This window comes from Pseudomonas sp. P65(2024) (assembly GCF_057480955.1).
This window is the reverse complement of the sequence record NZ_JBLIYX010000003.1, coordinates 26,010-51,372: the sequence shown is the minus strand read 5'-3', so window position 1 is coordinate 51,372 and position 25,363 is coordinate 26,010. Positions and strand designations below refer to the sequence as shown.

Annotated in this window: 27 protein-coding genes; 12 read left to right on the top strand and 15 right to left on the bottom strand. The window is 66.2% G+C overall.

The features are described from left to right. Nucleotides 1-260 precede the first annotated feature (260 nt). The 3 genes from AC25MA_RS05600 to AC25MA_RS05590 all read left to right on the top strand — a co-directional run bounded on the left by AC25MA_RS05600 (nt 261) and on the right by AC25MA_RS05590 (nt 4,607). The gene (locus tag AC25MA_RS05600; RefSeq protein WP_028691821.1) at nt 261-1,481 is read left to right on the top strand and encodes a putative DNA modification/repair radical SAM protein; all 1,221 of its coding nucleotides are present in this window, start codon (nt 261-263) and stop codon (nt 1,479-1,481) included. After that, nucleotides 1,478-2,326: a TIGR03915 family putative DNA repair protein gene (locus AC25MA_RS05595; protein ID WP_028691822.1), complete on the top strand. Its 849-nt coding sequence runs from the start codon at nt 1,478-1,480 to the stop codon at nt 2,324-2,326. Before AC25MA_RS05600 ends, AC25MA_RS05595 begins: the two co-directional genes overlap by 4 nt. Before the next feature lie 115 nt (nt 2,327-2,441). Further along, the gene (locus tag AC25MA_RS05590; protein ID WP_486971850.1) at nt 2,442-4,607 is read left to right on the top strand and encodes a TonB-dependent siderophore receptor; all 2,166 of its coding nucleotides are present in this window, start codon (nt 2,442-2,444) and stop codon (nt 4,605-4,607) included. Between the two features lie 50 nt (nt 4,608-4,657). Here AC25MA_RS05590 and AC25MA_RS05585 read toward each other — a convergent pair whose 3' ends face one another. Genes AC25MA_RS05585 through AC25MA_RS05565 form a run of 5 tightly spaced genes read right to left on the bottom strand, consistent with a single transcriptional unit; the run spans nt 4,658 to nt 9,095 of the window. Then, on the bottom strand, nt 4,658-5,413 hold the full coding sequence (locus AC25MA_RS05585) for an ABC transporter permease (protein WP_028691824.1): 756 nt from the start codon (nt 5,411-5,413) through the stop codon (nt 4,658-4,660). Next, the gene (locus AC25MA_RS05580) at nt 5,413-6,618 is read right to left on the bottom strand and encodes an ABC transporter substrate-binding protein (RefSeq protein ID WP_028691825.1); all 1,206 of its coding nucleotides are present in this window, start codon (nt 6,616-6,618) and stop codon (nt 5,413-5,415) included. The genes AC25MA_RS05585 and AC25MA_RS05580 overlap by 1 nt, the downstream gene beginning before the upstream one ends. Next, entirely contained in the window at nt 6,605-7,426 is an 822-nt protein-coding gene (locus AC25MA_RS05575; RefSeq protein ID WP_028691826.1) for an ABC transporter ATP-binding protein, read from the bottom strand. Before AC25MA_RS05575 ends, AC25MA_RS05580 begins: the two co-directional genes overlap by 14 nt. After that, complete coding sequence (locus AC25MA_RS05570; protein WP_236248638.1) at nt 7,423-8,487, bottom strand: acyl-CoA dehydrogenase family protein; 1,065 nt, start codon at nt 8,485-8,487, stop codon at nt 7,423-7,425. Before AC25MA_RS05570 ends, AC25MA_RS05575 begins: the two co-directional genes overlap by 4 nt. Nucleotides 8,488-8,534: 47 nt before the next feature. Next, nucleotides 8,535-9,095 carry a carboxymuconolactone decarboxylase family protein gene (locus tag AC25MA_RS05565; protein ID WP_028691828.1) on the bottom strand — a complete coding sequence of 187 codons (561 nt, stop codon included), beginning with the start codon at nt 9,093-9,095 and terminating at the stop codon, nt 8,535-8,537. A 102-nt stretch (nt 9,096-9,197) separates the two neighbouring features. Here AC25MA_RS05565 and AC25MA_RS05560 point away from each other — a divergent pair, with 102 nt between their 5' ends. Continuing rightward, nucleotides 9,198-10,106, top strand: coding sequence for an AraC family transcriptional regulator (locus tag AC25MA_RS05560; protein ID WP_062359714.1), 909 nt, complete (start codon nt 9,198-9,200; stop codon nt 10,104-10,106). 12 nt (nt 10,107-10,118) lie between these two features. Here AC25MA_RS05560 and AC25MA_RS05555 read toward each other — a convergent pair whose 3' ends face one another. From AC25MA_RS05555 to AC25MA_RS05535, 5 genes are all read right to left on the bottom strand, one after another. Next, nucleotides 10,119-10,997 carry a DMT family transporter gene (locus tag AC25MA_RS05555; protein WP_062359711.1) on the bottom strand — a complete coding sequence of 293 codons (879 nt, stop codon included), beginning with the start codon at nt 10,995-10,997 and terminating at the stop codon, nt 10,119-10,121. Nucleotides 10,998-11,181: 184 nt separating this feature from the next. Continuing rightward, nucleotides 11,182-13,281 (bottom strand): putative bifunctional diguanylate cyclase/phosphodiesterase, encoded by a 2,100-nt coding sequence (locus AC25MA_RS05550; RefSeq protein ID WP_236180146.1) that lies wholly within the window; start codon nt 13,279-13,281, stop codon nt 11,182-11,184. A gap of 140 nt (nt 13,282-13,421) precedes the next feature. Next, complete coding sequence (locus tag AC25MA_RS05545) at nt 13,422-13,922, bottom strand: acetyltransferase (protein ID WP_036986332.1); 501 nt, start codon at nt 13,920-13,922, stop codon at nt 13,422-13,424. Nucleotides 13,923-14,019: 97 nt separating this feature from the next. Then, nucleotides 14,020-14,436, bottom strand: a complete 417-nt coding sequence (locus AC25MA_RS05540; protein WP_028691833.1) for a RidA family protein — start codon at nt 14,434-14,436, stop codon at nt 14,020-14,022. Between the two features lie 109 nt (nt 14,437-14,545). Then, nucleotides 14,546-14,758: a PLDc N-terminal domain-containing protein gene (locus tag AC25MA_RS05535; RefSeq protein WP_028691834.1), complete on the bottom strand. Its 213-nt coding sequence runs from the start codon at nt 14,756-14,758 to the stop codon at nt 14,546-14,548. A 128-nt stretch (nt 14,759-14,886) separates the two neighbouring features. Here AC25MA_RS05535 and AC25MA_RS05530 point away from each other — a divergent pair, with 128 nt between their 5' ends. Continuing rightward, nucleotides 14,887-15,636, top strand: a complete 750-nt coding sequence (locus tag AC25MA_RS05530) for an SIR2 family NAD-dependent protein deacylase (protein WP_486971849.1) — start codon at nt 14,887-14,889, stop codon at nt 15,634-15,636. A 35-nt stretch (nt 15,637-15,671) separates the two neighbouring features. On the opposite strand, the gene AC25MA_RS05525 is transcribed toward AC25MA_RS05530, so the two are convergent. Together AC25MA_RS05525 and AC25MA_RS05520 are read right to left on the bottom strand one after the other, a co-directional pair. After that, the gene (locus AC25MA_RS05525) at nt 15,672-16,139 is read right to left on the bottom strand and encodes a hypothetical protein (RefSeq protein WP_062573578.1); all 468 of its coding nucleotides are present in this window, start codon (nt 16,137-16,139) and stop codon (nt 15,672-15,674) included. A gap of 61 nt (nt 16,140-16,200) precedes the next feature. After that, nucleotides 16,201-16,815 carry a LysE family translocator gene (locus AC25MA_RS05520; protein WP_028691837.1) on the bottom strand — a complete coding sequence of 205 codons (615 nt, stop codon included), beginning with the start codon at nt 16,813-16,815 and terminating at the stop codon, nt 16,201-16,203. Nucleotides 16,816-16,927: 112 nt separating this feature from the next. On the opposite strand from AC25MA_RS05520, the gene AC25MA_RS05515 reads away from it, so the two are divergent. Next, nucleotides 16,928-17,380 (top strand): Lrp/AsnC family transcriptional regulator, encoded by a 453-nt coding sequence (locus AC25MA_RS05515; RefSeq protein WP_028691838.1) that lies wholly within the window; start codon nt 16,928-16,930, stop codon nt 17,378-17,380. Nucleotides 17,381-17,398: 18 nt separating this feature from the next. Here the strand turns inward: AC25MA_RS05515 and AC25MA_RS05510 are convergent, their stop codons facing one another. Continuing rightward, complete coding sequence (locus tag AC25MA_RS05510; protein ID WP_028691839.1) at nt 17,399-17,749, bottom strand: hypothetical protein; 351 nt, start codon at nt 17,747-17,749, stop codon at nt 17,399-17,401. 176 nt (nt 17,750-17,925) lie between these two features. On the opposite strand from AC25MA_RS05510, the gene AC25MA_RS05505 reads away from it, so the two are divergent. The 4 genes from AC25MA_RS05505 (at nt 17,926) to AC25MA_RS05490 (ending at nt 22,090) form a co-directional block, all read left to right on the top strand. Beyond that, nucleotides 17,926-18,105 (top strand): hypothetical protein, encoded by a 180-nt coding sequence (locus tag AC25MA_RS05505; RefSeq protein WP_028691840.1) that lies wholly within the window; start codon nt 17,926-17,928, stop codon nt 18,103-18,105. A 74-nt stretch (nt 18,106-18,179) separates the two neighbouring features. After that, the gene (locus tag AC25MA_RS05500; RefSeq protein ID WP_028691841.1) at nt 18,180-18,560 is read left to right on the top strand and encodes a glycine zipper domain-containing protein; all 381 of its coding nucleotides are present in this window, start codon (nt 18,180-18,182) and stop codon (nt 18,558-18,560) included. Between the two features lie 166 nt (nt 18,561-18,726). Further along, on the top strand, nt 18,727-20,556 hold the full coding sequence (locus AC25MA_RS05495; protein ID WP_069017201.1) for an SLC13 family permease: 1,830 nt from the start codon (nt 18,727-18,729) through the stop codon (nt 20,554-20,556). A 112-nt stretch (nt 20,557-20,668) separates the two neighbouring features. Further along, on the top strand, nt 20,669-22,090 hold the full coding sequence (locus AC25MA_RS05490; protein ID WP_069017199.1) for a GGDEF domain-containing protein: 1,422 nt from the start codon (nt 20,669-20,671) through the stop codon (nt 22,088-22,090). A 1-nt stretch (nt 22,091) separates the two neighbouring features. Here the strand turns inward: AC25MA_RS05490 and AC25MA_RS05485 are convergent, their stop codons facing one another. Then, nucleotides 22,092-22,853: a sulfite exporter TauE/SafE family protein gene (locus AC25MA_RS05485; RefSeq protein ID WP_028691844.1), complete on the bottom strand. Its 762-nt coding sequence runs from the start codon at nt 22,851-22,853 to the stop codon at nt 22,092-22,094. 101 nt (nt 22,854-22,954) lie between these two features. Between AC25MA_RS05485 and AC25MA_RS05480 the strand changes: the two genes are divergently transcribed. Beyond that, nucleotides 22,955-23,872 (top strand): LysR family transcriptional regulator, encoded by a 918-nt coding sequence (locus AC25MA_RS05480; RefSeq protein WP_028691845.1) that lies wholly within the window; start codon nt 22,955-22,957, stop codon nt 23,870-23,872. A 121-nt stretch (nt 23,873-23,993) separates the two neighbouring features. Here AC25MA_RS05480 and AC25MA_RS05475 read toward each other — a convergent pair whose 3' ends face one another. Beyond that, nucleotides 23,994-24,185 carry a hypothetical protein gene (locus tag AC25MA_RS05475; protein WP_028691846.1) on the bottom strand — a complete coding sequence of 64 codons (192 nt, stop codon included), beginning with the start codon at nt 24,183-24,185 and terminating at the stop codon, nt 23,994-23,996. A 615-nt stretch (nt 24,186-24,800) separates the two neighbouring features. On the opposite strand from AC25MA_RS05475, the gene AC25MA_RS05470 reads away from it, so the two are divergent. Beyond that, on the top strand, nt 24,801-25,361 hold the full coding sequence (locus tag AC25MA_RS05470) for a cysteine hydrolase family protein (RefSeq protein ID WP_028691847.1): 561 nt from the start codon (nt 24,801-24,803) through the stop codon (nt 25,359-25,361). Nucleotides 25,362-25,363 lie beyond the last annotated feature (2 nt).

The following is a 25,363-nucleotide window of genomic DNA, read 5'->3' as shown; positions in this document are numbered from 1 at the left end:
GTGGCGGGAAGATTACAATTTTGTAATCAAGCATGCCGAGGGTGCATCGCCCTGAGATTTGGGCCTTTCAGGGTGTTCGACGTTAGCGTTGCAGCACCTATGAGATCGAGCGCCGCGCGGGCGGCGCTCGATCTCATAGGCGCTACAGAACTCTCGCCAGGCACCTCTGCGCCATCACCCAATCAAAACCACCCGCAAACACTTGCCATCAGCCCAATCCCGAAATACTGTATGAATAAACAGTTATCTCGGACACTCCCATGCAGCTCATCGCCAAGCTCGGCATCCTCGCCGACGCCGCCAAGTACGACGCGTCCTGCGCCAGCAGCGGCGCCCCCAAGCGCAGCTCTCGTGGCCGCGACGGCCTCGGCGCCACCGACGGCATGGGCATCTGCCACAGCTATACCCCGGACGGGCGCTGCGTGTCGCTGCTCAAGGTGCTGCTGACCAACTTCTGCCTGTACGACTGCCAGTACTGCGTCAACCGCCGCTCCAGCAACGTGCCGCGGGCGCGTTTCAGCCCCGAGGAAGTGGTGCGCCTGACCCTGGACTTCTACCGGCGCAACTGCATCAGCGGCCTGTTTCTCAGCTCCGGCATCATCCGCTCGGCCGACTACACCATGGAGCAGCTGATCCGGGTGGCCCGTCTGCTGCGCGAGGAGCATGGCTTTCGTGGCTACATCCACCTCAAGACCATCCCCGACGCCGACCCGCTGCTGATCGAGGAAGCCGGACGCCTGGCCGACCGCTTGAGCGTGAACATCGAGCTGCCCACCGACGCCAGCCTCGAACGCCTGGCCCCGGAGAAGCGCGCCAGTACCATCCGCCAGGCCATGGGCGTAATCCACCACGGCCAGCAGGCCGTCGCCGGCGAACCACGAGCGCCACGCTTCACCCCCGCCGGGCAGAGCACCCAGGTCATCGTCGGCGCCGACGCCACCGACGACAGCGCCCTGCTGCGCAACGCCGAGTCGCTGTACCAGGGCTATGGCCTCAGGCGCGTCTACTACTCCGCCTTCAGTCCGATCCCCGACAGCCCCTCCAGCGTGCCCCTGGCCGCCCCGCCGCTGCTGCGCGAGCACCGCCTGTACCAGGCCGACTTCCTCCTGCGCGGCTACGGCTACAAGGCCGGCGAGCTTTTGGGCGAAACTGGCAACCTGGCCCTGGATATCGACCCCAAGCTGGCCTGGGCGCTGGCCAACCGCGAGGTATTCCCGCTCGACGTCAACCGCGCCGAGCCGGCCCTGCTGGCGCGCATCCCCGGTATCGGCCTGCGCAGCGTGCAGCGCCTGGTGGCCCTGCGTCGCGAGCGGCGCATCCGCTACGACGACCTGATCCAGTTGCGCTGCGTGCTGGACAAGGCCCGCCCGTTCATCGTCACCAGCGACTACCGCCCGGCCCAGGCCGAGCTGCGCAGCGGCCTGCTGCGCGCCCGCCTGCGCGAACCCCAGGCACCGGTGCAGATGGGCCTGTGGGGATGATCGCGCTGGATTGCGATGACGACTTCGCCACCTGGCGCGACCAGGCGCGGCAACTGCTCGGCCATGGCATCGACCCGGCCACGGTGACCTGGGGCCAGGCGCGCATGGACGACCTGCTGGCCGTGCCCACGCCCCTGCCCGACGGCCCCGGTCCGTTCCGCGCCCGCGTGCCGGCGGCGCTGCTGGCCCAGCTGGAACAGGCCGGGCGATACCGCGGCGAGCAACGCTGGAACCTGCTGTACGAAGTGCTGTGGCGCGTCGCCCATGGCGACCGCACCGCCATGCTCGCCGGCGACCGCCTGGGCAGCGAGATGCAGCGGCGCATCCGCCAGGTCGGCCGCGAAGCCCATCACCTGCATGCCTTCGTGCGCTTCGTGCCACTGCCCGAGGCACTGGCCGAGCAGTTGCAACTGGACCTGGTGGCCTACCACGAACCTGCCCACGACATCCTCGACAGCGCCTGCGGGCATTTCGCCGATCGCCTGGGGCGCCAGCGCTGGTTGATCGCCACGCCCCGCGACGGCGTACGCTTCGACGGCCAGCACCTGGACTACCGGCGCCAATGCCCGGAGCAATGGCGGCAGTGGGCGCGCAACGCCGAGGACCCCGGTGCCGAGCTGTGGCTGGCCTACTACCGGCACACCTTCAACCCCGCCCGGCTCAACCCCGGCGCGTTGCGCCAGCACCTGCCCGGGCGCTTCTGGCGTCATCTGCCGGAGGGCCCACTGATCCCTGAGCTGGTCGGCCAGGCGCGACATGGCAAACAGCGCGACGGGCAGGCGCTGGAGGTCGGGCGCCAGCGTGGCAAACGCATTGCTTCAGGGAACCACAAACCAAACGAATAGAATTTGTGAAAAGTTCACCATTTTCCGATTCGAAAGCATTGTTGCGGGCCTGACAATCCGACACACTTATTGCTAATTATTCTCATAAGCACTAGCGATAAGGATAAAGCCCGGCATGTCACTGCACATCTCCCCTCACCGCTTCACGCCCGCCCGCAACCTGTTGGCCATGGCCATCTGCATGGCAACCCTCACTCCCGCGCTGGCCGAGGAACAAGCGCCGGCCGTGATCGAGCTGGGCGCCACGGCCATCAACGACAGCAGCCTGGGCAGCACCACCGAGGGGTCGAAGTCGTACACCACTGGTTCCATGGCCACCGCCACCAAGCTGCCGTTGACCATGCGCGAAACGCCCCAGGCGGTGACCGTGATCACCCGCCAGCGCATGGACGACCAGGGCATGACCAGTATCAACGACGTGGCCCGGTACACGCCGGGGTTGTTCCTCAACCAGTCCAACGGTCCGGGCCGGCAGACCTACAAGGCCCGCGGCTTCGACGTCGACAACGTCATGTACGACGGCATCCCCAGCGCGTACACCGGCTGGGTGGTCGGCGCCCAGCCCAATCTGGCGATGTTCGACCGGGTCGAGGTGGTGCGCGGCGCCACCGGTTTGGTCACCGGTTCCGGCACGCCGTCGGCGGCCATCAACCTGGTGCGCAAGCGCCCGCTGGCGGAACAGAAGGTCACGCTCACCGGCGCCGCCGGCAGCTGGGACAACTACCGCGGCGAACTCGACGCCTCCAGCCCGCTCAACGACAGCGGCACACTGCGCGGCCGCGTGGTGGCCTCGTACCGCGACGCCAACGGCTTTCGTGATGGGCAGCAGGAAGACCACGGACTGTTCTATGCGATCACCGAGGCCGACCTGGGCGAGGACACCACCCTGACCCTCGGCCTGTCCCACCAGAAGGACAAGACCAACGTGTTCTGGGGCGCGATCCCCACCGAGCTCAACGGCCACCATCAGGACCTGCCGCGCTCATACAACCCGGCCACCGACTGGGAGGTCAAGGACCAGGAAATCAACACCCTGTTCGCCGAGCTGCGCCAGCGCCTGGCCAATGACTGGAAGCTGCAGGTCAACGCCATCTACAGCGAGCAGAACGCGCTGTTCCGCGGCTCGTACCAATCGCGCTGGGACCTGGCCAAGCCGCTGAGCCGCACGGTCTACCAGTCGGCCCACGACGAGAACCAGCTGGGCCTGGACACCTTCGCCAGCGGCCCGTTCGAGGCCTTCGGCCGCACCCACGAGCTGGTGGTCGGTGCCAGCAAGCGCATCTACGACATGACCGAGCGCAACTACAGCCCCTACGACCTGGACTACCCCATCGACGGCGGCAAACCGGACTTCCTGCACACTGGCAGCAGCCGCTACCTGATCAACCAGGAAGGCGTGTACACCACCACCCGCCTGAGCCTGGCCGACCCGCTCAAGCTGATCCTCGGCGGGCGCCTGGACTGGTACGACTACGACCAGCGCGGCAGCAACGAGGGCGACTACAAGGTGACCCGCAACGTCACCCGCTATGCCGGCCTGATCTACGAGCTGGACGAGCACCACTCGCTGTACACCAGCTACACCGACATCTTCCAGCCTCAGGACAACAAAGACCCCAGCGGCACGCCGGTGCGACCGATCGAAGGCAAGAACTACGAAGTGGGCATCAAGGGCGAGTACTTCGACGGCGCGCTCAACGCCAGCCTCGCGGTGTTCCGTATCGACCAGCAGAACCGCGCGGTCGAGGTGGACAAGAGCCTGTGCCGGGCCGGCCAGTTCGCCTGCTACGAAGCCTCAGGCGAGGTGCGCAGCCAGGGGATCGACTTCGAGCTGCAGGGCGCGCTGACCGAGCAGTGGCAGATTGGCGCCGGCTACACCTATGCCCGTGTGCACAGGGTCAAGGACGCCAAGAACCCGCAGAACGTCAACAAGCCGTTCGAATCCGACACGCCGCAGCACCAGTTGAAGCTGTTCACCACCTACCGCTTCCAGGGCCCGCTGGAGAAACTGCGGGTCGGTGGCGGCGTTACCTGGCAAAGCCGCATGTACAACGACTTCACCGTGGCCGACGGCAGCAGCTATCGCCTCGAGCAGGGCGCCTACGCCGTCACCGACCTGATGGCCGGCTACGCGGTCACCCAGCACCTGGACCTGCAGCTCAACGCCAACAACGTGTTCGACAGGAAATACTACTCGTCGATCTCCAAGTCGGTGAACTATGGCGGCGATACCTTCGGCGATCCGCGCAACCTGATGCTGACGGCCAAGTACAGCTTCTGAATCCCAGGGCGCAAGGATGCGCCTCCATGCCTAACACGCTTCTACAGACTTCACGCATGCACCCACCGCCGATGCAGCCCGCGCGCCAGGGCATCGAGCATGAACCCCAGCACACCGATCAGCAGCACCATCGCCATCAGCTCCGAGTAGGCCAGCCGATCGCGGGTATCGAGGATGAAGTATCCCAAGCCGGCGCTAACCCCAAGCATTTCGCACGGCACCAGCACGATCCACAGGATGCCGATGGCCAGGCGCACACCGGTCAGCACATGGCCGATCACCCCGGGGATGACCACCTTGCACAAGGTCTCCCAGCGCGTGGCACTGAGGCTGCGGCTCAACTGCAACCAGCGCGGGTCGAGCTGGCGCACCCCGGCGGCGGTGTTCAGCAAAATCGGCCACAGCGCGGCGAAGGCCAGCAGGAAGTAGATCGGCTGGTCGCCCACGCCCATCAGCATCACCACCACCGGCATCCACGACAGCGGCGAGATCATGCGCAGGAACTGGAACGCCGGCGTGGTCGCCGCCTCCAGGTGCCGGTAGCTGCCCACCAGCAGGCCCAGCGGCACGCCGATCAGCAGCGCCAGCAACAGGCCGACGAGGATGCGTTTCAAGCTTACCCAGATGTGCCCATAGACCTCGCCCTGCCCCAGCAACTCCACCAGGCTTTGCAGCGTGGCCTGGGGCGCGAAGCGCGCCGACAGGCCATCGGCGGCGCCGAACAGGCGCACGCCCGCCCACCACAGCAACAACAGCGCCGCCAGGCCCGCCAGGCCCAGGGCACCATGCACGACATGCCTGCGCATCAGACCGCGAACTCCTCGCTACGCTGGAAGTCCTCGGCGATGCCGAACGCGGCCGGGCCACCCACGGCGGCGATGGCGTTGCGCACGAAACGCTCGTCCACCAGGTCGCGGGCAGTCTGCGCCGGGTCCAGACCGGCGAGGAAATCGCTCTCGCCGACGATCAGGGTGTTCTTCAGGCGCTTGACCAGTTCCTCGGTGTAGCTGGGGAAGGGGTAAGGCTGGAAGTCGATGCGCTTCTCGTCCCACTGCTGGTGCTGGATCGCGCCGCTGGCGATGTAGCCGGCGCGATCTTCGGCGGAAGGCGCCAGCACCTTGGTCAGCACCGCCGGCTCGTGCGGGGTGTACTTGTTGGGGCCGGCCTTGGACAGCAGGGCTGCGGCCTCGGCGCGGTGCTCGCGGGTCCACTGCTGGGCCTTGACGATGGCGTTGACCACCTTCTGCGACCACTCCGGGCGATTGTTCAGGTCGTGCTCGTGCATGAACACCACGCAGCAGGCATGGTTGCGCCAGACATCACCGGTGAAGCGCTGCACGCGGCCAACCTTGAGGTTCTCGGCCAGGGCGTTGAACGGCTCGGCGACGATATAGCCAGCAATGCGCTTGCTGGCCAGGGCCGGCGGCATGTCCGACGGCGGCAGCACCAGCAGGTTGACCTCGTTGTCCGCCAGTTGCGCGTCGGCCGGCTTGGACACGGGCTTCAGACCGTTGTCACCGAGCATCTGCTGCAGCACCACGTTGTGGATCGAGTACCAGAACGGAATGGCCACGGTCTTGCCGCCGAGCTGCTTCATCTCGGTGATGTCCGGGGCCACGGTCAGGCCCGAGCCACCGACATGGTTCCAGGCCACGACCTTGGCCGGCACCTTGCTACCGTAGCGCGCCCACACGGTCATCGGCGACAGCAGGTGGATGACGTTGACCTGGCCGGAGATGAACGCCTCGATCACCTGCGCCCAGCTGCGCAGCAGCACCGGGCGCTCGGCCTTGATGCCCTCGGCCTCGAACAGGCCGTTGTTGTGCGCCACCAGCAAAGGTGTGGCGTCGGTAATCGGCAGGTAGCCGATACGCACGGGCGCGTCCGGCTCGGCGGCGGCGCGGGCCTGCAGGCTCGACAGCAGCGGCACGGCACCGGCGGCGGTAAGCATGGCGCTCAGCTTGAGAAAATCGCGACGGGACGTCGTGGAACAGCAGTCATCCATGCACATGGACAGCCTCCGAGGGCAAGGGGGGTGGAGTGGGTTCGGCTGTGCGGCTTGCCCGCCGAAGGGTTTTCAGGATCTCGATGCGCAGCGCGCCCAATTCCTCGACCCGCTGCGCGCGGGGCTGCGGCAGGTCGATGTGCCACTGGCCGAGGGTGCGCGCCGGGTGGTTGCCCAGTAGCAGCACGCGATCGGACAGCAGCAGGGCTTCGTCGATATCGTGGGTAATCAGCACCGCAGCGGTATTGTGGGTGGCGATCAGTTGCAGCAGCAGTTGCTGCATGTCGGCCCGGGTCACCTCGTCCAACGCGCCGAAGGGTTCGTCCAGCAACAGCACCTCGGGCTGGCGCGCCAGGCAGCGGGCCAGCGCGGTGCGCTGGGCCATGCCGCCGGACAGCTGCGCCGGGTACTGGCCACGGGCGTGGCCCAGGCCCACCGCGTCGATGGCATGGTCGATCCGTGCACGCCGCTCGGCCGCCGACAGCTTGGGCTGGCGGGCGAAGTCGAGGCCGAAGGCGACGTTCTTCTCAAGGGTCAGCCAGGGCAGCAGGCTGGGGTCCTGGAACGCCACCGCCAGACGCGGATGCGGCCCCTGCAGCGGCTCGCCGCGCAACTGCACGCGGCCGCCACGGGCCTGCTGCAGGCCGGCCAGCACACGCAGCAGGCTGGATTTGCCGACCCCGCTGGGGCCGAGGATGCTGACCACCTCCCCCGGCGCCAGCGCCAGGTCGAACTGCTCCAGCACCGCCTGCCAGCCACCCTCGCGCGGGTAGCCCAGGCTGATGTCACGGGCTTCGAGTAGCACGTCGGTCATGCAGAGGCCGCCTGGCGTTGCAGCTCGGCGCGCAGTTGCACCAGGCTCGGAGTGACGATCGGCACGAACGCCGACTCGCGCCAGCGGCGGGCGAAGCCCTCGCCATAGGCGGTCAGGTAGGCCTTGCCACCGCTGGCCTGCAGCTCCAGCTGCACGGCGTCGGCGGCGCATTCGGCGAGGGTGATGCGCAGTTTGAACAAGGCGGCCGGCTGGCCCTGGAAGCGGTCGTCGCGCAGCCCCTGCTTGAGCTCCGCGACGGTGTTCTCCAGGCGCTCGGCGAGCACCTGGCGGGCCTCCTCGAGGAAGGCGCCACGCCCTTGCAGGTGCGCCTGTGCCTCCTCCAGGGCGCGGCGTGCCAGGCCGATGGCCATGCCGCACTGCAGCGCCAGGAACGCCGGACGCACCCTGGGCAGAAACGCGCGGGCGTTGTCGTGTAGCAGCCAGTCGCGCGCCAAAGGCACCTGGTGGAAGGCCAGCGCCGCCGTGTTGCTCGACTGCAGGCCCATCAGTTGCAGGTCGTCGGAGCGCTCCAGGCCCGGCGCGTTCGACGGGATGGCGACCACGAACGGCGCGCCACCGGTATCATCCTCGATGGCCGCGGCCACCACGAAACCGTGCTGGCGCAGGTTGGTCACCCAGTGCAGGCGTCCTTCCAGGTTCCAGCCATCGCTCTCGGCGCGGCCACGCACCTGCAAGGCCTCGATGCCGGAAAGGAACTTCATGGCGTTGGACAGGCCGGTGGCCCCGGCCAGCTCGCCCTTCAGCAGATCGGGCAGCAGCCGCTCGCACAGCGCCCGGTTGGGGCTTTGCAGCAAGTATTCGATGAAGGCGCGCTGGCCCCAGCAGACGAAGGCCGCGGCCAGCGAATGGCTGGCGATGGCGGCGATGGCCTCGACCGCCGCGGTGACGTCGCCACCCGAGCCGCCAAAGGCCGGGTCGACGCCGATGCGCAGCAGTTGCGATTCGGCGATCTGCGCCAGCACCCGGTGTGGATCGCACTGGCCCTGGTCGATGGCCTCGGCATTGGCATCCAGCCATTGTCGAAATGCATGATCAAGCATGTCCCTACTCCTGTTGAAACGCCGGGCGCGCCGGCATCAGGCCCCGATCAGGCCGATGGCTGCCAGCGGTACTTGCCGAGCTCGTCGTTGAGCGGCGTCTGGGCGAACACATTAGCAAAGTTGCACAGGGTTGCGAGGCTCACGCCGAGAATCACTTCCAGGGCGTTGCCTTCGCTGAAACCGGCATCGCGAAACGCCTGATAGGTGGTGTCAGAAACGTTGCCACGGGTGTCGATCACCTCGCGGGCGAACGCGGCCAGGGCCTCGTAGCGGGCGTCGGGCAGCTCGCCACGGGCACGCAGGGCATCGACCACTTCCTGGGGCAGCTTGGCCTTGTTCAGCGCCACGGCGGTGTGGCCGGCAACGCAGAAATCGCAGCCATGCTGGGTGGCGGCGATCAGTTGCACCACTTCGCGCTCGGCCAGGGTCAGCTCGGATTTGCCGTTGAGCGCCGAGACGGTAACGTAGGTTTCCAGCGCCGCCGGGGCGTTGGCCAGGATGCCCAGCAGGTTGGGGATGAAGCCGGAGTTCTTTTGCGCGTTCTCAAGGAATGGGCGGGCGGCTTCCGGGGCGGTCTGCAGGCTGTGTAGAGTGATGCGTGCGGACATGGAGTGGTCTCCTTTGATGTAGGTCGCTACAGTCTGTTGGTTATAAGAAGTAGCATCCATATTCATCAGTCGCCTTTCCTTGCTCCAGAGTCCTTGCATTAGATGATTTCTTCCAGCCCCCTCGTCGATTGGTTATTAGAGAGCCTGGAGCTCGACGCCAGCCTGTTCCATGTCGGCCGCTACTGCGGCGGCTGGCACGCCAGCACCCAGGGCATGGGCCGGGCCAGTTTCCACCTGGTGGTGCAGGGCCATTGCTGGCTGCATATCGATGGCCAGGCGCAGCCGCTGCGCCTGGAGAGCGGCGATGCGGTGTTCCTTTTGCGTGACCTGGCCTATCGGCTGTCCGGCGACGAGGAGGCCGGCGACGCCTGTGCCCAACCGCGCCGAAGCATGCAGCCGCTGGACCTCGAAGCCGGAGACGGCGTGGGGCTAGTGTGCGGGTTCTTCCACTTCCAGTCGGGGTTGTCGTCGCTGATCGTCGACGGGCTGGCGGACTGGATCCTGCTGCGCGCCAGCGAGCCGGCCGGCAGCGCGGCGCGGGCGCTGTTCGGGCTGATCCTCGAGGAATGCCGTCGTCCGCAGCCCTCCCAGGCGCTGCTCGAACGCCTCACCCACCTGTTGTTCCTGTATGTGCTGCGCCAGCAGGTGCACGCCGGCCAGTCGCTGGGCGGCCTGGTCGCCCTCGCCCGCCAGCCGGCCTTCGCCGGCTTGCTGGAACGCCTGATCGAGGAGCCGGGGCAGGCCTGGACGCTGGAGAGCATGGCGGCCTGCACGGGGCTTTCGCGCTCGGCCTTCTTCAAGCGCTTCAACGAGCTGGCCGGGCAATCACCCGGGCAGGTACTGCTGGCGCTGCGCATGCGCCATGCCTGCCAATTGCTCAAGACGGGCAATACCGTCGAACAGGTGGGCGCGCAGGCGGGCTATCAGTCAGTGGCGGCCTTTACCCGGGCATTCGCCAAGGCGGTCGGCGTGCAGCCAGGAGCCTATCGCAAACAGCAGGGTGCGGGATAAGGCGCAGCCCCCTCAGGGCCGCCGCTGCATCCACGCCGCCCCCAGCCCGCTGAGGCAGATCACCGCGATGCCGACCAGGCTCGTGCCGTCCGGCACCTGGCCGAACACCACCAGGCCCAGCAACCCGGCGAACACGATCTGGCAATAGCTGAACGGCGCCAATAACGCCGGCGCCGCATGGCGGAACGCCTGGGTCAACAACAGGTGCGCGGTCATCCCGCAGCCACCCAGCGCCAGCATCAGCGGCACATGGGACCATTGCGGCGCCTGCCAGAAAAACGGCACCAGTGCCGTCATGATCAGGGTGTTGCACAACCCGGCGTAGAAGTTGCTGGTGGTCGGGCTGTCGTGGGCCGCCAGTTTGCGCGTCAGCAACTGGTAGAAACAGAACCCCAGCGCCGAGCCGAAGGGAAACAGGATGGCCGGGGTGAACATCGCTCCCCCCGGGTGCACCACCACCAGCACGCCGACAAAGCCCATCACCACCGCCAGCCACTGCCCCGGCGTCACCCGCTCCTTGAGCAGCGGCACCGACAGCGCGGTGACCAGTACCGGCGCGAGGAAGTTGACCGAAGTCGCCTCCGCCAGCGGCAGGTACTGCAACCCGGCGGTGAACAGCAGGCTGGTGCTGAGCAGGCTCAACGCGCGCAGGGTCTGCAGCAACGGCCGGCGGGTACGCAGCACCGCGAGGCCCGCCTTGGGCAGGAAGATCCCGGCCATCAGCACGGTGTGCACCAGGTAACGCACCCAGACCACCATGATGATCGGATAGATCCCACCGAGGAATTTCGACAGTGCGTCGTGGCTGGCGAACAGGAAGGTGGCCACCACCACCAGGGCGATGCCGCGCAGTGGCTGGTTGACTCCGGACAGCGACGAACTGGAACTCATGAGGCTCTCGGGCGAGGGCCCCGGCATGGTGCCGGGGCATGGGCGGATTCTAGAAGAGAACCCGGGGACGCGACAAAGCCTTGTGGTCCAGCTGGTACATTTTGTTCGCTGATCGACCACTTTTACCCAAGTGGCCAGGATCTCAGTTGTGATGCAACGATTGCTGAGGCCGCTTTGCGGCCTGTCAGGCTCGCGGCAGCACCTGCGTCAAGCGCTCGCTCGCCGGCGCCGGCCGGCCATACAAGTAGCCCTGGAAATGCGAACACCCCTCGGCCAGCAGGCGCTCCATCTGCTCGGCCGACTCCACCCCTTCGGCCGTGGTCTTGATCATCAGGCTGTTGGACAGCTCGGTGATGGCGCGGATGATCGACATCGCCTCGCGGCTTTCGCACATGTCGTGGACGAACGACTTGTCGATCTTGATCCGGTCGAACGGAAACGAGCGCAGGTAGCCCAGCGAAGAATACCCCGTGCCGAAATCGTCGAGGGAAATCGACACCCCCAGGTCCTTCAGCGCGCGTAGGGTCCGCACGTTCTCCTCGCTGTTGCCCAGCAGCACCGACTCGGTGATCTCCAGCTCCAGGCGCGTGGCCGGCAGGCCTGAATCGGCCAGGGCCAGGGCCACTGTGTGGACCAGGCCAGCGTTCTTGAACTGCACCGCCGAGAGGTTGACCGATACCGTCTGCGTGGTGCCCCAGCTGGCCGCCTCCTGACACGCCAGGTTCAGCGCCCGGGCGCCGATCTCGTGGATCAGGCCGGTTTCCTCGGCGATGGGAATGAAATCCATCGGCATGATCATGCCGCGGCTCGGGTGCTCCCAGCGCAGCAGGGCTTCGTAACCGGTAACAGTGGCGCTCTGCTGGTTCACCACCGGCTGGTAGTGCAGTTGCAGCTGGCCCAGGTGCAGCGCGGTGCGCAGGTCAGTCTCGACCAGGCGGCGCTGGCGGGCGGCGACATCCAGTTCGACATGAAAGCACTCGTAGCGGTTGCGGCCGTTGCGCTTGGCCTCGTACAGGGCCATGTCGGCGTAGCCCAGCAACTGCTCGGCCTGGTGGTGGTCATCGGGCGCGACCGCCACGCCGATGCTCACCCCTACGCTGAACTGGTGCCCTTCGATATGGAACGGCGGGCAGATCGCCTCGATCAGGCGCTGGGCGGTGATGCGCGCGGCGTCACAGGTCTCCAGGCCCGACAGCACCACGGCGAACTCGTCGCCGCCAAGCCGGGCCAGGGTGTCGTGCTCGCGCAGCTCGCGGCGCAGGCGCTTGCCCAGGGCGCGCAGCAGCTTGTCGCCGAAGGCGTGGCCGAGGGTGTCGTTGATGTTCTTGAAGTTGTCCAGGTCCAGGCACAGGGCAGCGGTCAGCTTGCCGCTGTCCTCGCCGCGCAGCAACGCCTGCTTGAGACGTTCATGGAACAAGGTGCGATTGGGCAGCCCGGTCAGCGCATCGTGATGGGCCATGTGGTGGATCTGGGCATGGGCGGCCAGTTCCTCGGTGGCGTCCTCGGCGACGAACAGCACGTAGTCCCCCTGCCCTTCACGATTGTCGCAGAGCGTGGCCCGGCTGCGCAGCGTACGCGGCCCCGTGGCGGTGTCGACCCGGGTTTCGGCGGCGTAGCCCTTGGTGCTGCGCGCCCCGCGCGCCAGCTGCTGCTCGAGGTAGTCGACGGCCGCCGGCACCAGGCATTGGCGCGGCAACTGGCCGACCATGCGTGTGCCCTGGCGGCCGAACAAGCGCTCGGCCTGCTGGTTGGCCAGGAGGATCTGCTGGCTCTGCAGGTCCTGGACAATGACGCTGGCGGGAATGTTGGCGATCACCGAGTCGAGGAACTGCGACAGGGTGGTCATCTCCTGGCTGTACTGTTCGGCCAACTCCTTGGCCTTGAGCAGCTCCAGCTCATGCTGGCGGCGCTCGGAAATGTCGCGGGTGATCTTGGCATAGCCGATCAACTGGCCGCTGTGTTCATCCTTGATCGGCTCGATCACCACGCTGGTCCAGAAGTGCGACCCGTCCTTGCGCTGGCGCAGCCCTTCGGCCTGGAAACGCCCCTCGTTGCGCGCGGTGTCCAGGCTGCGTGCCGGCAGCCCGGCATGGCGGTCCTCGTCGGTATAGAACACCGAGAAGTGCTGGCCGATGATCTCCTCGGCCTGGTAGCCCTTGGCCCGCTGCGCGCCCGGGTTCCAGTTGGCGACAATGCCCTCGGGGGTGAGCTGGTAGATGGCGTAGTCCGCCACGCTCTGGATCAACAACCGGTACATCATGTCGGGATTGGCGGCGAGCGACATGGGAATGACCTGACTCCTTCACAGCAGGAATAGGAAACCTCCGGACCGTACGTCGGAACAGTCCGAAATTACGAAGTGCTGGCATTATGCCGCTCGACGCGGGGCTTTTGTGAAGTGCGTCACAAAAAATCCGCAAGTTTTCAGTGCCGCTGCCGGGTCACCAGGAAGTTGCGCAGTGGCGGCTCATCATCAAGCGTGATCTCCCGTACCGCACGCGGCAGGTCCGCCAGCACTGCCTGGCAGAACGCCAGTGCCGGGGCATCCGCGGGATAGCAGCGCACCAGCCAGTCGCTGTCGCCTTCGCACAGCGTCTGCCGCGCCACCGCCAGGCCCACGCCCTGGCGGCGGTACTTCTTGAGGATGAACAGGTCGGCCAGCTCGCAGGCCTCGATGCCGGGCAGCTCGCTGCGCTCGATGAGCATGAAGCCGGCGATGAAGCCGTCCACCAGGATCAGGCTGGCGCTCCAGCCGGGGGTTTGCCAGTAGCGGGCGAAGTGCGGCTCGTGAATGTAGAAGCGCCCGTCCACCTCGACGTCCTCCTGCTCCCAGTCGGAGGATTCGTATGCGTAGAACTGGTAGAGGTTACGCACCAGCTCGGCGTGCTCGGGGCCGGTCTGGAGCAACTCGACAGGGACAGTCATGGTGCAGGCTCGATCAATTCGCAAATCGCGAGTCTACCAGCCCAGCGTGGGGCAAGCCCTTGCACGATGGTTTGGACTATTCCCCTGTAGGGCCAGGTTATTCGGGCAGCGCCGCCATCGCATCCACTTCCACCAGCATTCCGTCCAGCGCCAGGCGCGGGACCGGAATCAGCGTGCAGGTCGGCGTCATTCGGTCACCCCAGGCGCGCTGGGCCTCGGCCACCCACTGGCTCAGGCGCGCCTCGGAATGGTCGACCACCAGCAAGGTGAGCTTGAACACGTGCTCAAGGGCAGCCCCACGGGAGGCCAGGGCGATCTTCAGATTCACCAGGGCCTGGCGCGCCTGCTCATCGAAACGCGCCGACAGGTTGCCCTGCAGGTCTTCGCCGCCCTGCCCTGCGATGTACAGCAGACGGCTGCCGGCACGCACTTCGGCGACGTGGGAATAGGCATTGCCACTGGGGTCGTAGAGGCCTTCGGGGTTGCTTAGGGCGAAGGCGGCTGGCTGGGTCATGGTATCGCTCCGTCGATGGAATGAGCGGCCGAGTATCAAACCTCAGGTTAAGTCGAGGTCAAGCCCTTCAAACCACCGCGGATCGTGCCCCCTTTAATATCCAACGCCTCTATTTTTCGTGCAGCACCGCCCGCCCCTTCACTGCCCGCGGCCCGCGCCAAGCCCAGATCAACAGGCCGGGGAACGGCGCGTAGACCACGAACACCACCCACAGCATCTTGCGTTCGGCGCGCCGGTCACTGCCGATGATATGCCAGATGGCCCAGAGCTCCAGGAGGATGACCACGAGGGCGACGACGAACCACAGTGTTCCGATTTCCATGAGTCTTCTCCTATTGGCATGTACTGGGTTGGGTCACCGAACACAGCAAGGGTTCACTCGGATCTTGTCCGGCCTGCCACCCACTGGCACAGTGGGTAGCTGTCCAGCACCCACGCCGTGGAGCCCCCATGCCGTTCGATCCAACCTTGCTCGCCCAAGCCCGCCATGTGGTGGTGTTCACCGGCGCCGGCGTCAGCGCCGAAAGCGGCATTGCCACCTTCCGCGACAAGCTGACCGGGTTGTGGGAACGCTTCGACCCGGCGCAGCTGGCCAGTGCCGAAGGTTTTCGCGCCGACCCGGCGCTGGTCTGGGGCTGGTACCAGATGCGCCGCGCCGGGATCGCCCAGGCCACGCCAAACGCCGCCCACCTGGCCATCGCCGCGCTGGCGACGCGGGTGCCGAAGCTGACGCTGGTGACGCAGAACGTCGATGACCTGCACGAACGCGCTGGCAGCCAGAACGTGCTGCATTTGCATGGCCGGCTGGATGCGTTCCGCTGCCTGGACTGCGCGCGCCGGGTGGACGGACCGGTGGCCGTGCCCGAGGACGCCCTGCAAGGCCGGCGCATCGAGCCTCCACGTTGCACCCACTGCGCCGGGCCGGTACGCCCCGGGGTGGTATGGTTCGGCGAGAGGTTGCCGGAGCAGACGCTGGCGCGGGCATTCGACGCCGCGCAGCAATGCGATGTGCTGTTGTCGGTGGGAACGTCCGGCGTGGTGCAGCCGGCGGCCTCGATGCCACGCCTGGCGTTGGCGGCGGGGGCGACAGTGGTGCAGGTCAACCCGCAGCCTGCGAGTGAGCCGCATCCGCGGGCATTCGCGTTGGCCGGCAAGGCGGGCGAGGTGTTGCCTGAATTGATGCGCCAGGCGTTTCCCTGAACCTGCCGTGCTGTCGCCGGGCAAGCCCGCAGGTTTCAGCGGCTGGCCTGGTCCAATGCCGCTTTCAGGTCATCGGCAGCGGTATAGCTCTTCTGCCCGACCAGTACGCCATTGTCCAGCGAGAGCCACAACACCTTGCCCTGCTCCCCGGCATAGCGGCTGGCGACCCGGCCTTCACGGTCCAGCAGCACCCGGTAGCTGTAGTCGCGCATGGCCGGGATGGCGAACAGCTTGCTGATCAGTGCCGGCATGCGCTGGATATCCGCAACAAACACCGCACCACGCGCCTCAAGATAGCCCTTGGGTTGTTCGGCCAGCGCCGCCTTCACCAGCTTGGCACCGTCCATATCGCGGGCAACCAGCAGGATGCGGGTGTCGGCGCCCAGACTGTAGGGCTGATCGTACTGGTCAAGCAGGGTCCAGGGTGCGAGGGTTTCCCCGGTCTGCACGGCATGGGCCAGCAACGGAAGCAGGCTGAGCAAGAGTGCGGCGGCGTATTTCATGGTTGGCGGTTCCGGTTCAAGAAGGTCGTCAGCATAGCCCAAGCCGCCGCTGTTGAGAGGATCAACGCAACTGTCCGGCAATCAGCCCCACGGCAATCAGGATCATCACGCCGCCGGACAGCCGCCCCACCGCCCGCGCCGCCACAGGCCGGGTGCGCAGCACGGCCTTGGCCCCATAGCCGACCATCAGGTAGACCACCAGCGAGCTGCCCAGGTGTACCAGCCCCAGCAGCAGGATCTGCAGCGGCAGCGGCCAGCTCGACTGCGGATCGGTGAACTGCGGCAACAACGCCAGGAACAACAGGAAGACCTTGGGGTTGAGCCCACTCACGCACAGGCCCTTGAACGCCCAGCGCGACCCCGAGTCTCGCTCGCCGCCTTCGCCCGCCTCGGGCACCGCCGGGCTCAGCAGCAGGTTGCCGCCCAGCCACAGCAGGTAAACGCAGCCAGCCAAGGTCAGCAGGGTGAGCGCCAGCGGGTGCCCGGCGAGCAGGCTACCGACCCCGGCCGCCACCACCAGGGTGACCAGGAAATGCCCGGAGAGCATGCCGGCCACCGCCGGTACCACCCAGCGCCCGCGCATGCCGGCCGAGATGGCATAGGCCCAGTCGGCACCAGGGGTGATCACGAACAGCAGGGAGACGGCCCAGAACGCCGCCAATACACTCATGGTCATGTCGACCCTTCCTTCCACACAGGTTTCGGTGAAAGAAAGACTACGGATATCACCCGGGGATTTTCTTTCGTATATTCCCTGCAACACGCCGAATACTGGAAGATTCTCCCCCATGGATCGAACCGATCGAAAAATCCTTGCCGAGCTACAGAAGGACGGACGCCTGTCGGTTACCGAACTGGCCGAGCGCGTGGGCCTGAGCCTGTCGCCCTGCCACCGCCGCCTCAAGGCGCTGGAGGAATCCGGCGCCATCCTCGGCTACCACGCTCGCCTGGCCCCGGCGGCCCTGGGCCTGAATTTCGCCGCGCTGGTGTTCGTGACCCTGCGTGAAGTGACCCGCCAGCCGGTGGCGGACTTCGAGGCGGCGCTCGGGGAAATTGCGCAGATTGTCGAGGCCCAACGCCTGTTCGGCGATCCGGACTACTTGCTGCATGTGGTGGCCAAGGACCTGCCGGCGTTCCAGAAACTGTACGACGAACAGCTGACGAGCATCCCCAATGTCAAGCGCTTGAGCTCGACACTGGTGATGAAAGAAGTGATTCAGGACAGGTTGTTGCCGATGTGACCACCGGCGGGGATGGCCCTACAGGCAGGTCGCCGCCGCCGCGCGACGGCGCAGGGCCATCTGGTCGTCCTTCTGCGCGTAGTAGTCCACACGGGTGCCCCCGGCCTGGGCGTAGACATCGACGAATGACTCGGCCTCTCGGGTGTACACCGTGAACCCACCCTGCTTGCGCGCCTCCAGGTAACCGCTGGCATCGACCCCGAAGGTGTTTTCCTCTTGCCAGCTGAACTGGATGCACTGGGCGACCAGGTCCGGCGTCTTGTGCGAATCCAGGCGTGCGGTGGGCGACCCGTTGCGCGCCGCTTCCATGGTCGACGATGCACAGCCCGCCAGCAGCAGCGCCACGGTGATCGGCAGAATTGCTCGCATGTTCCATCCTCGGGACAAAAAAGAAGCTGACTCTAGCACCGCCTGGCCGACCGGGGAATCGCCGCTGCCGCTCATCGCCGCCGCGATAAATAATTGCGCGGCAAAGAACCAAATCGATCGCCACAGGTCTCAGGAGGTACCGCGTAAACCGTTGCGGATCAAGGGCCTATAACGTGATGAAACGCTTTGCCAGCCTTTCGATGATCGCCACCCTGCTGCTGCTCGGCGGCTGCTACAGCAATCACTACCACGACGATGACGACGGCTGGCGCGACCGTGACCGCGGCCACCGTCATCACCATCGCCACGACCGTGACGATGACGACCGCCAGTACCGTGACCGCTACTACCGCTGAAGCGTCATTCCAACCCTGACTCGCCGCCAATCACGTGGCACCCTACTTCTGATGACTTCCCTGAGGTTCACAACATGCGTCTGACTCTGCCTTCCCTCGCCCTCGGCCTGCTGCTCTGCCAGGGCGCCTTCGCCGGTGACGGCACTGCGGCCATCGGCGGAGGCCTGGGTGGCGCCCTGGGCAACGTCGTCGGCAAACAGATCGGCGGCAGCACCGGCGCAGCCATCGGCGCGGGCCTGGGCGGTGCGGCCGGCAGCGCGGTGGGCGCCCGCAAGGGCAACCGGGCCGAAGCCGCCATCGGTGGCGGCCTGGGTTCGGCCGGTGGCTCGCTGATCGGCGGCAAGCTCGGCGGCGCCAACGGCTCGACCATCGGCGCAGGCCTGGGCGGCGCGGCGGGCGGCGCGATCGGCAACCATATGGGCGACAGCAACCGCAAGCACAAGCATCGCCACTGATTCAGCAGTACGGGGGGGCCGCGGGCCCGCCCCAAGCGCCCTGCCATTACGCAGCAGATCGCCAACCGGCAAAAACACTGCAGCACGTCAACGACGCATTCGCGTCGAGCTGCCACACTAGGGCCATCGCCTATCGTGCCCCTGTGTGAAGGAACATCCCCTCCCCATGAACCATGAGTTGCTCTGGGTCCTAGGCCTGCTGGCCGTCGTCGTCGTCCTGTTCATCATCAACCGTCCACGTATGGACGTGGTTGCCCTGCTGGTGATTCTCGCGCTGCCGCTGTCCGGCATTCTTACCGTGGAGCAAGCCCTGGCCGGTTTCAGCGACCCCAACGTGGTACTGATTGCCGCGCTGTTCGTGATCGGCGAGGGGCTGGTGCGCACCGGCATCGCCTACCGCATCGGTGAATGGATGAGCGAACGCGCCGGCAACAGCGAGGCGCGCCTGCTGGTGCTGCTGATGGTCGCGGTGGCTGGCCTGGGCTCGGTGATGAGTTCCACTGGCGTGGTGGCGATCTTCATCCCGGTGGTGCTGAGCATCGCCGCACGCCTGCAGCTTTCGCCCAGCCGGCTGATGATGCCGCTGAGCTTCGCCGGCCTGATCAGCGGCATGCTCAGCTTGGTCGCGACCCCGCCGAACGTGGTGGTGCACAGCGAGCTGGTGCGCCACGGCGAAAGCGGCTTCGGCTTTTTCAGCTTCACGCCCTTCGGCCTGGTGGTGCTGGTGCTGGGTATCGGCTACATGCTGCTGACCCGCCACTGGCTCAACGGCGAGGTACGCAAGGACGGCCGCGTCGAAAGCCGCCGCACCCTGCTCGACCTGGTACTGGACTACAAGCTCAGCGGCCGCGAGCGGCGCCTGCGCATTCGCCCCCATTCGCCGCTGATCGGCCACACACTGGGCGAGCTGGAGTTGCGCACCCGCCACGGCGCCAACGTGATCGGCATCGAGCGCCAGCACAAATTCACCACCCGGGTGATCACTGCCGACTCCGGTACCCTGCTGCAACAGGACGACGTGCTGCTGCTGGACCTATTCGCCAACCGCGACGACCTGCGCAGCCTGTGCCAGTCGATGCTGCTCGAACCCCTGCACTTCAAGGCGGCCTATTTCATCGACCAGTCCCAGGAAGTGGGCATGGCCGAGATCTCGTTGCCTCCGGGCTCACAACTGATCGGCAAGACCCTCCTCGAACTGACCTTCCGCACGCGCTACGACCTCAACGTGGTCGGCCTGCGCCGCGACCAGCAAGCGATCGAAGGGCAATTGGTGGAAGAGAAGCTGCGACTGGGCGACACCCTGCTGGTGGTCGGCCCATGGAAAGCGGTGCGCCAGCTGCAGGGCAAGCCCCGCGACTTCCTGGTGCTGAGCCTGCCGGCGGAAATCGACCAGGTCGCCCCGGCCCGCGCCCGCGCGCCCTACGCGTTGATCAGCCTGGCGGTGATGGTCGGGCTGATGGTCAGCGGCCTGGTACCCAACGTCATCGCCGCCTTGATCGGCTGCCTGCTGATGGGCGCCGGCCGTTGCATCGACATGAACAGCGCCTACCGCGCCATCCACTGGCAGAGCCTGGTGCTGATCGTCGGCATGCTGCCTTTCGCCCTCGCCCTGCAGAAGACCGGCGGCATCGACCTGGCCGTCGGCGCGCTGGTCGGCGCCCTCGGCGGCGCAGGGCCGAGCGTGATCCTCGCCTGCCTGTTCGCCCTCACCGCGCTGATCGGCCTGTTCATCTCCAACACCGCGACGGCGGTGCTGATGGCCCCGGTGGCGGTCAGCACCGCGCAGCAGCTGGGCATGTCGCCCTACCCGTTCGCCATGACCGTGGCCCTGGCGGCGTCGGCGGCGTTCATGACGCCGGTGTCGTCGCCGGTCAACACCCTGGTGCTTGGGCCCGGGCAGTACCGCTTCGGGGACTTCGTCAAGGTCGGGGTGCCCTTCACCTTCCTGGTGATGCTGGTCACCGTGCTGATGGTGCCGTGGGTGTTCGGCCTGTAGTCGCCACGATCCAGGCGGTTTGCGGCGAATTGACATCAATTGGGCAGTTGAAAGACACTCACAGACTATCGTCCCAGGTGCCTACGGCCGTTTTCCTGGATTCTGTCTTCGCTTGTCGGTCGAGCCCATGGTGTCATCAGCTCCGTCGCGCCTGCTGCCCCCGCTGATCCTGTTCGGCCTGACCCTGGCATTGACCCTGGCCGGCATCCTCGCCCGCCCCATCGAGTCGCTGTCGCTGTTCTGGCCGGTGAACGCCGTACTCGCCGGGGTGCTGTTGCGCAATCCGCGCCAGGCCACCCCCTCCGGATTCGCCCTCATCTACCTGGCCATGGTGGTCGCCGACCTCGGCTGCGGCAGCGCCTGGAAACCGGCCCTGTGGTTCAACCTGTGCAACCTCGGCGCCATCGTCAGCATCTGGTACCTGATGGCCCGCCTGCCACGCGTGCATCGACGCCTGCGTACGCCCCACGGCACCCTGCGCCTGTTCGGCGCCTGCGCGGTCGGTGCCATGGTCGCCGCCAGCCTGGCCTGTGTGATGGCCACGCCCTGGTTCGAACAATCGCTGCGCGCCACATGGCTTGCCTGGTTCAGCGAACAGTTCTCCACCAGCGTGCTGGTCCTGCCCGTGCTGCTCACCGCCCCCTCGCCCCGCGCCTTGAGCGGCCACGGCAGCCAGCCGATCCGCCTGGCACCGCTGCTGGTACTGCTGGCCTCGCTGGCGGTCAGCATCGTCTTCGGCGGCCCCGGGGCCATCGCCTTCCCGATCGCCGCACTGCTGTGGTGCGCGCTGAGCTATTCACCGTTCCTGGTGGCGCTGCTGGCCCTGACCGCGGGCAGTACGCTGATCGTCGCCGTGGCGCAGAACCTCATGCACTTCAGCATCCCGCAGAGCGAATCGGGGGTCACCACCCTGATGTCGGCACGCCTGGGCATCGCCATGCTGGTGCTCGGCCCGCTGGTGCTGGCCTGCGTCAGCAGCGCCAACCGCAGCCTGATGGCGCGCCTGGCGCATCAGGCAACCATCGACCACCTCACCGGCACACTGTCGCGCAGTGCCTTCACCCGCCGCGCCAACGCCCTGCTGGACAGCCGTCAGCACACGCCGCAGTTGCCCTTGACCCTGATGATGCTCGATATCGACCACTTCAAGACCATCAACGACCGCCATGGCCACGGGGTCGGCGATCAGGTGCTGCGCCAGTTCGCCATGACCCTGCAGGACCAGTTGCACGACGGCGAGCTGTTCGCCCGCCTCGGTGGCGAGGAGTTCGTCATCATCGTGCCGGGGCTGGCGCCGGAGCTGGCCAGGTTTACCGCCGAGCGCCTGCGCCGGGCAGTGCAGGACCTGCATATCGCCCAGCCAGAGCAGGCGCTGCGGATCACCGTCAGCATCGGCCTGAGCGGCTGCGCCGCCGACACCCCGGCGCCCAGCCTCGACGAACTGCTGGCCAGCGCCGACCAAGCGCTCTACCGGGCCAAGGCCCAAGGCCGCAACCGGGTCGAGCAGGCCGAAGGGCAGCGCCAGGTGCGGTGACTCATCCGACCAGCAGGTCCCAACTGAGCTTGGTGATCAACACGCACAGCAATACCAGGAACAGCCCGCGCACGAAACCCGCACCCTTGCGCACCGCCAGCCAGGTGCCGGTCAGCGCACCGAGGATGTTGAACAGCGCCATCGGCAGCGCAATGGCCCACAGCACATTGCCCGACGGGATGAAGAACACCAGCGCGGCCAGGTTGGTGGCAATGTTGACCAGCTTTGCCGAGGCCGAGGCATGCAGGAAGTCCAGGGCGAAGAAACGAATGAACAGGAAGATCAGGAAGCTGCCGGTGCCCGGCCCGAACAGCCCATCATAGAAGCCGATGGCGCCACCGATCAGCACCGCCAGGCACTGTTCCTTGCGGCCGATCACCCTCGGTTTGTGCAAGGTGCCGAAGTCCTTCTTGCAGAAGGTGTAGATGGCCATCAGCACAATGAGCACCAGCACCATCGGCCGCATCACGCTTGCCGGCACCAGCGATACCGTGGCCGCGCCAAAGAACGACATGACGAAGGCGCTCAGCGCCGCCGGCACGATCAGCCCCCAGTCCAGCGTGACCTTGCGGATGAACGAACGCGCCGCAAAGCTGGTGCCGCACACCGAGGCGAGCTTGTTGCTGCCCAGCAAGGCCGCCGGCTGGGCGTTGGGCAGCACGTTGAACAACGCCGGGATCTGGATCAGCCCGCCACCTCCAACGGCAGCGTCGATCAGGCCAGCGGCGAAGGCGAACAGCGAAAGCAGGGCGATATCCATCATCTCGAGGGTCCGGGCGGCACAAAACAGGCTGCCAGACTAATCAAAGCGGCGCGCGTGTGTTGAAATGCCATATTGCGAAAACTGCAACAAGGAGGCCCGTGATGGCACTGGACATGCTGCGTGAAATACAGGCATTCGTCAGCGTCGCGCACAAGCGCAGCTTCGTCAGCGCCGCCCGTGCCTTGGGGCGTTCGCCCAGCGCGGTGACCCGAGCTGTGCAGGCCCTGGAGGATAACAGCGGCGCCAAGCTGTTCAACCGCAGCGCCAGTTCGGTTTCCCTGACCGAAGCTGGCGAGCGGCTACTGCCCCACGCCGAACGCTTGCTGGATGTGCAACGGGATGCCGCCGACGAACTGGCGGCGCTGACCGGCGACGCCCAAGGCTGGATTCGCCTGGCCGCGCCCGAGGTGCTGGCCCTGCAAGTGCTGCCATCGGTGCTGGCCGAATTCGCCCGGCGCCACCCCCACGTCACCCTCGACGTACAGTACGGCGACCAGGCTTTCGACCCGTTGCAAGGCAAGCTGGATTTCGTGATCCGCGGGGCCTTCCCGCAGTCCAGCGAGCTGATCGGCTATCCACTATGGCGTTACCGCCGCCATCTCTACGCCAGCCCTCAGTACCTGGCGTTGGCCGGCACACCGCAGGTACTGGAAGACCTGGAGCGGCATACGCTGATCCTGCACACCGCGCCGCGCATCCTGAAGGCCTGGCATTTCAGCAAGGATGGACACACCGTGAGCCTGCGCCCGCGGCCTCGGCTGCGCCTGGGCTCGGGGGTGGCGGTGCTGCAGAGTACCCTGGCGGGGGCCGGTATCGCCCGGCTGGCGGATTGGCTGGGGGAGCCGGAGGTACGTGCCGGGCGCCTGGTGCGGGTCTGTCCCGACTACCACCTGACATCCAGCACCGGACAGGACCCGCAGATGCACGCCGTGTACCCAGCCGGCGACCGGCCGGCGAAGGTCCGCGAACTGCTGCAAGCCCTGCGCGAAGCTGGTCTGCGCAGTGGGAAACAGCCCTGAACAGGGCTGCTCAATTTCTGCTCAATCTAACAGAGACCCTGAAAACAATGGCCTGCAGCGCTTTATCCACAGACCTACCCACGATTTTTGTGGACAGTTTCTACAAGCCTTGAAGGAATTTTTACAAGCGCAGTAAAGCCGCATTGGCCAGCTTGACCAACTCGATCCATTCGCTTGCGCTGATCACACCAGAACGCTCCAACTCTTCGGCACGGCGCAGTGCCTGATCGTAGTCCGCTTCGTGGAGGATGCCCTCACCGAGAAAACGACCGCGCCACTCCAGCATCGCTGCAGTGCCCTTCTTGCATTCCATAGTGTGTATTGTCTCCAAGGCAAGTGAACGGCCCGTGTGCCCGGGCCCTGGGATTGGGGGCGCGAGATTACACGAGCGACTTGTACTTGAGAACGACTTGCAGATACCGCTTGTCTAGACGACTGCGGCCAGGGGGGCAGGGTAAACCGGGCAACGTGTCTGGCCCGCCATTGCGCCAGGCGGGCCGGGACAAGAAAATTTTACGGCTCAGCTTGGCGGGATGGTACCCAGCAGGCCAATCATGATAGTCAGCAGCAGAAAACCACCCAGAAACAGCGCGAGCTTGCCCATCGGAACCTCTACAGTGTGATGTCGTAACGGCGGGGCTGGCCGCTGCGGCAGTGCAGCGGGGCAACCTGCCCAGCGCACACCGGGTTGGAAGGCTGGGCCTGAACGTATTGTCCGGCAGCCGCTGATACGGTTACAGATTCAGGTTCGAGGAAAAAAAGCATATCAGATGATGATTTCTCCCATCGCGGGGCAAGCACGCTCCCACGGGTAAAAGACGCGAGGTTAAGGCGATCGGCGTGGGAGCGGGCTTGCCCCGCAATGACGTCTGCGCAGGTAACACACCTGTGCTACGGTCCGAAGCCCAGACAAGGAGAACTACCGGAGATGACCGCGCTCGCCAACAACGCCGCCCTGCTGATCATCGACATGCAGAACGGCATCAACCACCCTCGCCTGGGCCGTCGCAACAACCCCGAAGCCGAACAGCGCATCAACCAACTGCTCGCTTCTTGGCGCGCGAGCATGCGCCCGGTGGTGCATGTGCGCCATGTTTCCCGCGATCCCGATTCGGTGTTCTGGCCGGGCCAACCCGGTTGCGAGTTCCAGCCCGCCTTCACTCCACACGCCAGCGAGACCGTGTTCGAAAAACACGTGCCCGACGCCTTCTGCAACAGTGGGCTTGAACGCTGGCTGCACCAGCGCGGCATCAGCCAGCTGGTCATCGTTGGGGTGATCACCAACAACTCGGTGGAGTCGACCGCACGCTCGGCAGGTAACCTGGGGTTCGATACGGTAGTGGTGGCCGATGCCTGCTACACCTTCGACCAGCACGACTTGCAGGGCCGACTGTGGCCGGCGGAGGATGTCCATGCCCTGGCGCTGGGCAACCTGGCCATGGACTATGCGCGGATTCTCGACAGCGCGGCTGTCCTGGCCATGGCCTGAAC